Below are 12,332 nucleotides of genomic sequence, written 5' to 3'. Positions count from 1 at the left end.
TATGCGCTTTCATCTCGGATATAGAATAACCGAGGATTCCCGCTTTAAATCCTAAAAAAAAGAACAAGCACAAAAATATACTTGTTCTTTTCTGTATAATTAGCAAAACCGCAGCTGTCCGCTTTCTTCGGTTGTGACTGGAGTCTCAGCCTTTATCAGCAATACAGCCGCATCGGCTTTCTTTGGCACAACGGTTTCAATGTTCTCTACTACCGGGACCATCTTTTTAGCCAATGCCATCAAGCGGAAATATTCAGCAGTTCCACCATCTTCCTTTTCGCTTGAAGCGTAGTTTCTGATAGCCGTTGACAACATTTCAAAAGAAACAAAACGGTATCTACTTATCGGATTTCTATTTGACACATTTTCAAGAACATAAGGATTATCGCCAGCATCAGGACGGTATGAAACGAATTCATAAACAATCCCATTGAGCCGGCATCCAACTCTGTATCCTTCTTCATTAAGACCCATATCCTTTAATACGGTCATCATGTCCGTATTTGCAACCTTCTTTGATTCGTTCAGGGTTGCAATACGTGCACGGATATCTCTTCTGGCCTCATTCACTGCTGCAGAAGACCTGATATCCTCTATACCGAGCATTTCTGCTTTATCTGCAAGCTCGTGAATCTCCTGGAGTGCTTCGCGAATCATCATGTTAACGCCGTCTTCAAATGGAACAGAAAACATATATCCTTTGAGGTCAGAGAACTCCGCCATTCCATTCTTGAGGCTTTTAAGGACATAATAAAAGCCCAGTTCATCCATAGCGCCCATCTCGTAAAAATCTGCCGGAAGTCCGTACGCCGGGCATACCTCCGCAAACATAGTCTTGTCTGTATCCTCAACGAATACCGGTCTTACTCTCTTCTTTGTTGTAAACATTTTACCCATAATAAGGCTCCTTTCTTTGTATCAAAAATTTTATACAAGTTTAATATGCAAAACGCACGGAGTCTTAAAAAAAGCAGCCGCACAACAGCCAGACAGTTTCTCATTGTTTTTCCATTGCTGCCTGCATGCTACGCCACTCTATTCCTACACCCAGCCTATTGCCAATATTTGTGCTAGAGCCAAACCAATATGGAGTGTATAAATATTTTGTAATGGCTCAAATCTTCACATCTTTACTTGCTTTTCAAGCAAGTAAATCTGAAAGATTTAGAGCGTCGCTGAATAGGCTTACGCCTATTCGCTCCCAGTTTTTCATGCTGCGACATGCATGTAATTCTACGATGTTCTATTGGTTATTGGCTAACGCTCAGCAGTCAGTCGTATACACTAGGTATCTGGCATTTGTTTCGGTGAACTGGCGTTCACCTACACCAGACGCTGTGGCAGTCGTTAAGTTGCCGGGTTTTGTGTTCCACAACGTTTAACATACGAAAAAAGTAACACTTTGTCGATAAATTTGAGCTTGCGCCATATGACCCCGGCAATAGGAGTGAGCTGAGCGGGTTGACATAGTTTCTCCTATGAAGGAATATGAAGAAAAAATAACTACAAAAAGAGTTACTTTTTCCAGAAAAACTATGCCAATCCACACTCAGCCCACTCCAAAAAGTAATGACACCCGTATAATGAGTCGTTCGCCTCGCATATCATGACGGCTTTGAATAGTCGCTGCTATTAGCAGCGCATGCCTTATTGCAGTGAGTCTCGCGACTCTCTGCGGATGTGGTCATATAAGTCACCTTATATTTTTCGCCGCCCCTCACATCCTTCACTTTCGTTCATTAAGCATGTTCAGGATACTTAACTTATGCGGAAGACATTCTCTTCTTCTCTGTTCTTCCGCATAGGTTAAGCATCCTCGGCATTCGCAGCAATTGCGTGCGAGCCCCCGCGTCCTACGTTTAACCCTATATTTATTTCTGAATATACGTGTTTTTCAACATCTAGACATTGCAACGTGTCCTTAGGCTTATTGAGGTCCTGAAACGCGCCTTAACCCCTTTGGTGCCCCAGCTGATTCAAAGCCTTATCTGCTGGTCCCCGCCGATTTCTTGCCGCTCGGCCGTTCACTTAACGTTGTTTTAGTAATTGTTGATGATATCGTCCTTTTTAACTGATAAATTGTTATCCAGGAAGATATTGGTATTCTTTTGTTGCTATTTTTTCTTTCTTTTTTTGGCAACAAAAAACACCAGTCAAACGCTGCGTCTGCAGCACCCGTGGAATCCACGGCAATCCCTGCTGTATTACTACAGCAGCATCTCGTTTCTCATCACGCTCCGGTTCGTCCGTTTGCGCCCTGTACTGATAACAGGTGATGCCTCATGATTTTATTTTTTATTTAAAATCCCATAAAACCGCCGGTCTTATATGACCAGGTTGCAACGGAATCATGGTCTTCGTTAACGAGTTTCTTTTGCATCATTTTTTCGGTGCAATTCCAATATGCTAAATAAAATAAAAAAAGTGCGAAAAATAAAAATATTTTTTTTGAAAAAATAAACACTGAAAAATATTCTATACAAAAAATAAAAAAGACGGCTTTTTGAGCCGTCTAAGCATGTTTTTTCTCATTTTGCAAAGGAAAAGATTAACGCGATGATTCCAACTATCAAAAGAATCATCAGTGCTGCCGTAATTAGCCCACTTGTTGCCAGAAGAATCATAGCGACCGGAAAAAAGATAAAAGAAAGGATTAATTTTCCGACACTCCATGCCAGCTTAATTGCAAGCCAGAAAAAATCTACGACAACAGCAAACATTAAAATAATAAAAATTGTACTTAACATATTGATTACCTCCTCTGTTTAGAAAAAAAATAAAAGGGGATTATTTTATATCCCCTCTGAAAAAATCAAATTCTTTCAAGTGTCAGTCTAAGTGTCTTTCCGCTTAATTTAACACTCATTTCAACATGGCCATCCGCAACATACATAAGTGTTCCATCAACAATCTTGCTAGAACTATACCCAAGCAGTTCGTCATGCATTTCATAAGATGCGATGCCAAGGTCCGCATCTGTCTCTAATGTGATGTCTTTGAGCTCAAGCTCGTTTCCATCCGGCCTCTGAACATTAACGTCCATTTTATTACCCATAATAGACACGAACACATTTTCAACATAATCGGCCCCTACTGGAAAACGATTGCTGGTGATATCAATGACCTTCCACATGCCATCAAAAGACACTTCTTCTGAATAGTCATCGTTTTTCTCCATTGAGAACACCTCATCGTTTCCATCCGGTCCTGTTTTATGCAGGGTTTCTGTCACGTTGTTGTAATCCATTGTGACTACATCCTTATCTAATGCTTCCAGGAAGCTTACAGATAAGTTGTCTGCATACCATTTGCCCTGTGTAAATACAACATCTCCAGGCTTAGCATCGTCTGTAAAACGAATGTAATAATCGCCATCATCTTTTAACTCAACAACGGCTTCTCTTTCATCCCATGTTCCATACCATGTTCCGACAACGCTATTAGATACATATGACTCCATAGCGGTTTCTTCCGGTGTTGGGTCTTTTGCAAAAGTCTGAGCTGGAGACAGTGCAACAACAGAAGCAGCGATAACAACAGTGACCATTTTTTTTGTGATTTTTTTCATTTTTTTTCTTCCTTTCATGTTTGAAAAATTATTTTATCGATAACAATATGTAGGATTTATTGAACCATAAAAAAAAGAAGTAGATACATATTACGTATCTTCTTCTTTTTTTTTGGTTCTTTTTGATAACTCGCCGTTCCGGTTCGTAACCAGACTTCGAACGGGGATTCTGACCCACGTGCGAAGTTAAAACCGAAACATTTGACCCGCGGACGGCTTTTTGTCGGTCGGGAACTTCCCGTTCTCCGTTGATAACTCGCCGTTACCGGCTCGTTACCAGATTTTATTAATTTGTATGTGCTGCTGCTCCAGCCGTACCAGGCTTGATATCTTTTGTTTTTGCCGTGCTGGTGCCATCAGAATCGATATAGTTGTCTGTATCTGGTTCAGAACCTGAATCGGCGTTTTTCTTACTCTTCTGCTCGGATGCGGCTGCCATCTTCTTTGCTTTTTTTAGTTCTTTTTCCGTGCTCTTTTTCATATTTAACTGCATTTCATAATCATCAGTCCTTAAAGTACATATAATAGTCTTGTCATTAAGGGAAACCATATCCAGGATAAATGGCTTATCGTTATTTTCTATTGCACAGGTTAGCGTTCCGTTCTCAAAAGAGCCGTCCAGTTCGTCAGCCTGGATTGGATTGTTCGATGAAGTATTGTCAATATAAATATCAACTTTTTTATTTTTAATGTTTAAAAAAGCACTTGCAATTCCAAATGTAGATGGTTCAGCGGAAAGTTTTCCAATACTTACAGAGTCTGCTTCCCAAACTCCGTTAAAATCGGATTCATCAGCATTTTTATTTGGCGTTTTATCAGATTCTGAGGAGTAGACATCTTCGTCTTTTGTTAGCTTCATTTTTGCCCCCTTAACCTTCGTGATGAGGCTGTCCCCATTAAATATATATGTCGTTTCACTGTTGTCCCCTTTATCTGTGATGACGTTGTCTCCATCCATTATCCATGTTCCGGTCTCTTCATTTCGTCCCTCAAAGTCTATACAATATGCGCCTCCGTCCTTTAGGTTCAGCACAACTGACATTCCGAAAATCTTTCCATACCATGTGCCTACTGGTGTGCCTTTCTTTTTTGGAGTTTCTGTCTGTGCAGGCGCCTGAGGCTCTGCCTTTGCCGAAACAGCCGGAGCGACAACTCCGGCGACCATGCTTGCAACCATGCTGGCTGCTACAATAGCCATTATCCACTTCTGAACAGCTCTTTTTCTATTCTTTTTGGTGGCTCTTTGATTCACTTCGGTCTTTTTGTCCATTAGCTCTCCTCCTCTCCTCCAGCGACTTCCCTCGCGTAAAATTCGTTGACATATTTCGTATATTCATTCATAATCCTGCGTTCCTCATCGGTCGGAGCCGGCTTTTTTCTATCTGCCGGATAGAAAAACTCTGATGCTCCATCTGAACGGATAACATAAAATGCCTTGCTGGAAAGCGGTGTCACGACAATTGTATCGGCGTAAAACTGCTTGTCGACCATTTCAATAAGGACATTTTCTATATCATCAATGTTTTTAATTTTGGCAACAGTTTCAATGACCTCACCAAGAAAAACGGAATTTAAGCGATATGTTCCATCTTCATATGATACGGACAGTCCCTCATACTGCATTGATGGAATCAAGATGATTGTATCCGGGTCATAAAGTTCTATATCAGTAAAACGCGATGTGCGCTTGTAAAGGTCAATGATTGGTTTATTTCCTGCCAGTAGGTTTTCAAACTGCTTGTTTGTCATCGGGCCAAGTCCGTCAATGCATACAGAAAGAACCCGGCTCAATTCTTTGTCATTTCCGGTTAGGATGCTTTCCTGTTTTGCAGTAATCCCGGAAATATCCTCTACGTTTACAGGAATCCATTTTGAAAATTCAAAATCATACTGAAAATATTTTGAACTTGTAAGCGCCACCTCATCAACAGAGTCATATTTAAATAGCGTAATCTGTACATTGTCTGGATATTCAATCTCATCAGACATTTCGTCCAAATCTTCGTCGATATCTAAATCGTCATAATCTTCTTCATCATCCAGGTCGAAGATATCTTCGGCCTCATCTTCGTAGCGCGATACGATAGCCAGGATGTACGTATAGGTTTCATCTCTTCCAGACAGCGTAACGCCACGAAGCCGCAGTTTGTTATTTACAATGCTATCTTTGAAAGCGTCTGCATTATGCACAGAAAAGGTTATATGCCCAAGACCTGCCTTGGCAATTGCGTTTTTAGCTGCATCTTTCACCATATCACGTGTTTCCTGGCAGAACTTTCTGTAAGTGTTAAAGGTATTTTCCATATCATCAAAGAAAGATAGATTTAAGCCACCGTTATCCTTCTCATTATTGCTGTTTCTTCCTTTCTGCATTTCGGTCATATCAATAGTTTCAATATTATTTTCATTCATATTAGTTTCCTCGTCTTTCTATCTGATAGTTTTTTACTTTTTATAATAGGTCAGGTATTTCTGAAAAAACTGTTCTTCCTCAGCGGGCATTGTTGCTTTGTCTCCTATGTACTCATAGCTTCCATTTTCTCTTACATCAATCAATGAGTTTGCTGACAACGGAACAATGGCTGCTGAATCCGGATAAAACTTTCTATCCAGCATATCCGTCAATATTGAACAAATCTCGTCTTCAGATTCTGTCCTTAGAATCGTTTCAATTACCTGTTCATGCGCTACAGCGTTTAGTTCGTAAAAACCATTATGGAAGGTAACGCTCAGACCATCCGCTGCATCACTTTTCAATGGAGCTAAAAATGCTTCCTGGCCTTCCTGGTCAAAATTGAGACTTACAAATAAATCAGTTTTTTTATATAAGTTGAGAATTTCCTCATTCTTCTCACATAATTCCTCAAATGCAAAATCAGGCATGATTTTTTTGCCAGTGCTGCTCACTTTTAGAAGTAACGCTTCATTCGAATTTGGCTTATTCTGTATGATATCAAACTGCTTCTGCGTATAGCCAAGATGATTTGCGTAGTTTACAATGCTCCAGTCCATTAGTTTAAAATCAAACACCCAGAATCCATTCATTGGGCCGCTGCTTGCCGTTCTGTATATAGCCGCCGATATCTCAGGCATCGGGCCGTTATTGTTTACCTTTGCAATAATCGTATAAGAATAGTCGCCATCAGAGCCGGTTATCGGAAGCGGCGGGATGTTTCCTCGACTGCACATTAAGAGATTTACTAATTTGGGGCTGCTGCCTAGTTTAAAGTCTACACTGCCAAGGCCAATAGTTTCTGTCATCTGGTCTATTGCTCTGGTCAGGGTCTGTTCCGTGATTTTATATATTTTTGATATAATCTCGCATTCATCCGATAATTTTAAGAATAAACTCATATCGATTTTACGTGCTTTTTTATGTACGGCCGAGATATCAATAGTTTCAATATTAGAATCATCTGTTGTGTAATTTTCCATTTTTTCTTCTAGCTTCCTCCGTATTTTTTAGTAATATTTTTTTTGCTCTATCTACAGTATGCTGAATTTTTTTCTTTTTTTTTTTTCTAATATTTTTGTTCATATTAAGTACAGTTAAAAAACAAGAATGGTGATGTCAAATTTGTAAATGTTTAACTGTTTTTTTGTAAATAAGCATACCTATGTGTGCTTTTTATATAGATTTACTTTTTTAAGAGCCTGTTCTAATGGCCTTGACATAAGCAATTTGTCGATTTGTACAAACGAAAGAAAGGAAAAAACATGAAGAACTTAATTTTTGGAAGCAAAGAGAACTTATCATTAGAAGAAAAATACGTTGAAGCGTTGGCGCTGATTGCTGGAGTATTGGCGGTTTTATTTCTGCCTACATCGTATATCATTCCAATCTTGCTGATTACCGTATGTGGTTTTAACGCCATCCGTGCAGGGTACACCTGGAAGCGTGCAGCCTGGGGCGTAGCGGCCTTTACGGTCCTGTCTCAGGCAGTCCCCGTGATTAATCTTTTAATGAAAATATGCCTGGTTGCCGCAGCCTTCTTTTTGGCACGAAAATACGATATTGACAACCCGCAGAATTAAGGAACAAATTAAGAGCCCTGAATCATTCAGGACTCTTTTTTTTGCGCTTTTTCCGCCGTTTCTTTTTTCTTTTTCGTTTCTTATTGCTTGAAATCTGTCTCCATACTATCAGGATAACCAGTAAAGTTATAAAGACAATAGCCGCAATAATTATTGATTTAGTATACTCTTCCATCCATTGCGAATGTGTGTTACTTGTTTCTTCTTTGGCAACTAGTTCTTTTTGTTCAGTGTACGGTATTCTTATGCCCCGGACGAGCAATCGATGCGTATTAACACCGTAAGGTGTGCAAGTTACAAGAGTACAGTAATCCTTTCCCTTTTCTATCGTAAGTTTTGACATTTCTTCCGGTAGTACAACAGATATGTCATCTACCTTATATGCCAGTCGCCTTCCTGCCACATGTATAAAAAACAAATCCCCCTCTTTTATAGCAGTCAAATCCGTGAATAGTTTTGCCCTGCTCAATCCTGAATGTCCTGTTAGGACTGAATGTGTGCTTTTACCTCCAATTGGCAGCGATGTTCCCTGCAAATGCCCTACGCCCTTTTCAAGAGTATCTGAGCTTGTTCCGTGATAAATAGGCAGCGATACGTCAATGCATGGTATTTTTATGATACCCATGACCCCGTCATCTGTCATATTGAGCTGGGATTCGTACTCCTGTTCATCTTCCTCTATGTTCTCTTCGTTGAAAGGGTCCTTGAGCTGGATTGCTCCATTTACCAAATCTTCGTTGTATTTTTTGGCATTTTCTATTGTTTTTTTATATTTCTCTTTATCTCCCGTTTGTACTTTCTCTTCTACGGTTTCAACGATTCCGTCTTTCTGATGCTCGTAGACAAAGTTTGCTATATATGGATATAGTATAAGGCCAAGAGAAATACATATAGTTAAGAAAATAAATATCATTTTGCGTATATCAAACTTGTTTTTCTTGGTCTTTTTTGTAGAATGTTTCTTTTCTGTCATATCTGTCATATCTGTCATATCTGTCATAGGCAAAAATCCCTTCACAATTTGATTGATAACTCGCCGTTCCGGCTCGTGATAACTCAGGCTTACGCCTTCGTTACCAGAATAAATATAACCAAGCCTCGCAGAGGCTGACAAGCGAAGCCGTAAGGCTAAGTGCAGTGCACGAACGGGGATTCAGGCCCGCGTGCGAAGTTAAAACCGGAACGTTTGACCCGCGGACGACTTTTGGTCGGCCGTGGGTTCCCCGTTCTCCGTTGAATGGCAGAAAGACCGGGCGGGCGCTTATAAGGCTCCCGCCCGGTCTTTCTTACCAGCTTAAAATACTGTTTATTTTCGTTCGCCAAAGCAAGCTCTCTCTTTTAAGCGTGGAGAAGCTGACATCTCACAAAAATTATTTTTCGTCATTATCGTGCTTTTTGGATTTCTTTGTTGCAACTGCGATTCCCGCGAATGCTACTGTACATCCTGCAACTGTAAATGCAATTGTACCTGCACCACCAGTCATAGGAAGTTTGAAGCCAGGTGTATTGGTTACTGCCATCTCAACTCTTGCATTTGTAGATGTGCCATCTGCCTTCATGTTAGTCTTGTTTCCATCAACTGTTGCGGATGCTTTGTTGACATTTGTCTCAATAACATCTGTATGTCCTGCAGCCTGGTTCGCAGCCTTATCTTTTGTATCGTACAGCGTTGTGTTTGAAGGTACGAAATCATCTTTTGTAGAGTTAATCTTGATTGTGATTGGCTCTTTCAGGAGAGTATATCCTGGAGATGTCTCCAGCTCTGTCATAACATACTCATCGGCCTCAAGTCCATTGATGATAAGCGTTCCATCCGCTGCTGGTGAAAACTGTGTACCGTTTGCCTCGTCGGTTTTCTTATTATCGCTTCCTGTTACATAGTAGATACCAGAACCAGGTGTCTTCTGGATGGCATTTACATAGTAGTCATCTGTCTTGTTGCGGAGTGAGAACTTAACTTTTGTTGCGTCTCCGGCCTGGGCATTTGCTCCTGATTTAAATGTTTTCTTCAGGTCAATTCCGTAAGTGTAAATTCTTGCTCTTGCCTTCAGAGTGTCAAAATCGGCCATGTTTGTTCTCTTCCACTCAAGAGTAACATTGTTTGTGTTACCTGAATCTCCAAGGATTGCGTTGTCGGAATTCAGAAGCTTTGCATCATAAGAAATTACCATATAGAGGTTGGAATACTCAGAATACTGAACACCTGCTTTCTGTTTATTGAGCGCTGCAAGTCCTTTTTCTGTCATTGAGAAGACAGCTGTGGAAGTTCCTTTAGCTGCGGCAGCAGTCGTGTAGTCCTGCTTGAAGTTTCCGGAAGCGGCATCCCATGTAAATACTGCATTTTCTTTATTGTTTGCTTTTGCATCAGCCTCGTTGTCGTAAAAATACATTGCTGCATTTTTCTGGTACTCTACGCCACAATCAATCTTATCGGTGAATGTATACTGTGTCAGATATGTTGCTTTACTTGTCATCTGTGGGAGCTTTGAGATGATGATATAGTTTGCAATCTCCTCCTCTGATACAGTTGTGGAATCAAGGTATTCCGGCTTGTTGTGGTCAACAGCATCATCCTGCTGGCGAACGAGTTTGTCAAGTGTAGGGATGTTTGTCTGGTTCTTCGGATATACATCAACATTGTAGAACCAGTGTGTTCCCTGCAGGTCTGTCATTGGCAGAGATACGAAGAACGGGTCAACAGTTGTATGTACGTTTGCCGGTACTTCTGTCTCTACGATTAAATAGAGTCCAAGTGGCAGGTTTGTTGCCTGGGATACTCCATCCTCATCAGTAAGCGGCATAGAAGTTGTTCCGTGCCCGCCTCTGATGTAATCTTCAAGTTTGTTTTTTGTCACTGTATTGTCTGCCAGAGCGGTCTTTAGGGCGTCGTTAATTTCATCGGATGTGTATTTATTATCATCCCTTGTTGTTGTCAGTCCCAGGATAGTCTGCAGTTCAGGCGGAATCACATACATTACCTGAATTTTTCCAGCTACAGTCTCTGTACAGATGTCTCCGACTTTCTGATAGCTAAACTGCACGCCTTTGATTTTGTAATCTTCCAGTTTTTTCTCCGCGTCAGCATCTTTTGTTCCATCTGTCTTAAATGCCTTTTCCGGATTATCTTTCGGAATAACACCGTCTGCCTGCGCTGCGGTAATATCATACTTATGGATAGTAAGGGTTGCCTTCTTTGATGTGTCAATAATATCTTCTGGTGCTGCAAACACGTTGATTGCTGGTGCAGCCACCATTGCTGCTGAGAGTGCAGCCATGCTTAATTTCTGGTAAATCTTATTCATATTGATTTTCTCCTTTTATTTTTGTTTTTAGATTGTTTATTTATGTTTCTTTTATGCCTCCTGCTTTTTTGCTTTTTGCTATGTTTTGATTTCGGCTTTCGCAGTAATACGATAAGTGCTGATATCATTATAACTATAATTGGAAGCATGTATCTCAGTGTTTGTTCTAATGCAAGAAGGTCAAGTCCTTCTTGGTTTTGAACAATTGCTGGTGAGGATTCAGTTTGGTTTGTATGACTTACAGAGTTACTTGCGCTAGCAGTGTTTTTCTCTGCTGAATCCGTATCACCAATCTCCTCGCTTGTAGATGACGGGTTGCTTGACTTTGGGTTCATGACTCCATCAGTCTCCTTCCGTTCCTGCGTATCCACTCTTTCGCAGAAAACTACGTACCTGTAGGGTCCTCCTCCTAAAACGTACGGATGACATGATAACAAAGTAACCATATCTTTTCCTTTTTGAATCATAATGGAATCAACGTTATTTGGATTTATTACTTCAATATCCACGCACTCGTAAACCAAGGTTTCCCACGGATTTGTTACGTAAACTCTTGAACCTTTTTTCATATTCTCTATATATTGAAAATATGCGCTGCCTTCCCATCCTCTATGTCCTGCTATCACGCAGTTTGTGTCAGTACCACCAATCGGCATGCTGGTATTTGACATTACGGCTGCACCTTTCTCAAGATTTTCGGTAGAAGCCCCTAGAAGCAGTGGAAGCCGTATTTTCATATCGGGTATCTCTATGTACCCGATTGCCGGATTATCAGAATCTATACCAAGTCCAGTCAAATCGAACGGTTGCTGTTCGTAGCTCCACGCATCCGCTATGTACTGTCCATTATCAATCAGGTCTTTGTTATAAGATTCCATTTTGTCGTATAGAGCCTGATAAGGTCTGGCTGTTTGAGCTGATTTATCTTTATCCCCGTTTGTCTGGCCGTTTTGTGTAGTTCCGTCGGTGCTTTTGTCCTGGCCTTCAGCCGGAGTAGCTGTCGCTGTTGTCACTTTTGCTTGTTCATCTTTTTTGTTGTCTGCTTTTTTAGTGGCTTTGGAATCATTTTCATGTGTTACGCTGTCTGATTCGTTAAGTCCCCTGTCGTATGTTTTATCAAATGTCTCTATGATTTGTTCTACTTCACGTTGAGTATTCCATTCCCTGAAGTTCGGGTATAGAAAAAAACCACATCCGCAAGCAACAAGGGCTCCCCCTATAAGGACTCTTGCTGTATTTTTCATTTAGTCTCCTTCCTTATATAGTGTTGCTTCATGACTCAAAGCAGTCATGATTGTGAATATACACGCTGTGATATTGTGTGTAAGGCGGTTTTTCTACCTGACTTAAAGTCGGTTTCTTGTCTTACATATACAATATGACAAATAAAATAAAAAAAAAGAAATTTTTTGTTACGACTGTGTGAA

General features: G+C 40.5%; 10 protein-coding genes. 1 reads left to right on the top strand and 9 read right to left on the bottom strand.

Going from position 1 to position 12,332, the window contains the following annotated elements:
* Window positions 1–99 precede the first annotated feature (99 nt).
* From LI091_RS15230 to LI091_RS15205, 6 genes are all read right to left on the bottom strand, one after another.
* A complete protein-coding gene (locus LI091_RS15230; protein WP_173734402.1) occupies window positions 100–897 on the bottom strand; it encodes a hypothetical protein in 798 nt (265 codons plus the stop codon).
* 1,631 nt (window positions 898–2,528) lie between these two features.
* Window positions 2,529–2,747, bottom strand: a complete 219-nt coding sequence (locus LI091_RS15225) for a hypothetical protein (protein ID WP_173734401.1) — start codon at window positions 2,745–2,747, stop codon at window positions 2,529–2,531.
* A gap of 65 nt (window positions 2,748–2,812) precedes the next feature.
* Window positions 2,813–3,568 carry a hypothetical protein gene (locus tag LI091_RS15220; RefSeq protein ID WP_173734400.1) on the bottom strand — a complete coding sequence of 252 codons (756 nt, stop codon included), beginning with the start codon at window positions 3,566–3,568 and terminating at the stop codon, window positions 2,813–2,815.
* A gap of 286 nt (window positions 3,569–3,854) precedes the next feature.
* Window positions 3,855–4,838, bottom strand: coding sequence for a hypothetical protein (locus tag LI091_RS15215; RefSeq protein ID WP_173734399.1), 984 nt, complete (start codon window positions 4,836–4,838; stop codon window positions 3,855–3,857).
* On the bottom strand, window positions 4,838–5,980 hold the full coding sequence (locus tag LI091_RS15210) for a hypothetical protein (RefSeq protein ID WP_173734398.1): 1,143 nt from the start codon (window positions 5,978–5,980) through the stop codon (window positions 4,838–4,840). The genes LI091_RS15215 and LI091_RS15210 overlap by 1 nt, the downstream gene beginning before the upstream one ends.
* Before the next feature lie 33 nt (window positions 5,981–6,013).
* Window positions 6,014–7,003 (bottom strand): hypothetical protein, encoded by a 990-nt coding sequence (locus tag LI091_RS15205; protein ID WP_173734397.1) that lies wholly within the window; start codon window positions 7,001–7,003, stop codon window positions 6,014–6,016.
* Window positions 7,004–7,285: 282 nt separating this feature from the next.
* Here LI091_RS15205 and LI091_RS15200 point away from each other — a divergent pair, with 282 nt between their 5' ends.
* Window positions 7,286–7,603, top strand: a complete 318-nt coding sequence (locus LI091_RS15200) for a hypothetical protein (RefSeq protein WP_110103401.1) — start codon at window positions 7,286–7,288, stop codon at window positions 7,601–7,603.
* Between the two features lie 22 nt (window positions 7,604–7,625).
* Here LI091_RS15200 and LI091_RS15195 read toward each other — a convergent pair whose 3' ends face one another.
* The 3 genes from LI091_RS15195 to LI091_RS15185 form a co-directional block, all read right to left on the bottom strand.
* Complete coding sequence (locus LI091_RS15195; protein ID WP_173734396.1) at window positions 7,626–8,603, bottom strand: class C sortase; 978 nt, start codon at window positions 8,601–8,603, stop codon at window positions 7,626–7,628.
* Window positions 8,604–8,973: 370 nt separating this feature from the next.
* On the bottom strand, window positions 8,974–10,905 hold the full coding sequence (locus tag LI091_RS15190; protein ID WP_265191320.1) for a SpaH/EbpB family LPXTG-anchored major pilin: 1,932 nt from the start codon (window positions 10,903–10,905) through the stop codon (window positions 8,974–8,976).
* Window positions 10,902–12,149, bottom strand: coding sequence for a class C sortase (locus LI091_RS15185; RefSeq protein ID WP_265191319.1), 1,248 nt, complete (start codon window positions 12,147–12,149; stop codon window positions 10,902–10,904). Before LI091_RS15185 ends, LI091_RS15190 begins: the two co-directional genes overlap by 4 nt.
* Window positions 12,150–12,332: the final 183 nt, after the last annotated feature.

Source organism: Blautia sp. MSK20_18 (assembly GCF_020553125.1).
Taxonomy (GTDB): domain Bacteria; phylum Bacillota; class Clostridia; order Lachnospirales; family Lachnospiraceae; genus Blautia_A; species Blautia_A fusiformis.
The sequence above is the reverse complement of the archived record's forward strand: the minus strand, read 5'-3'. Positions and strand labels throughout refer to the sequence as shown.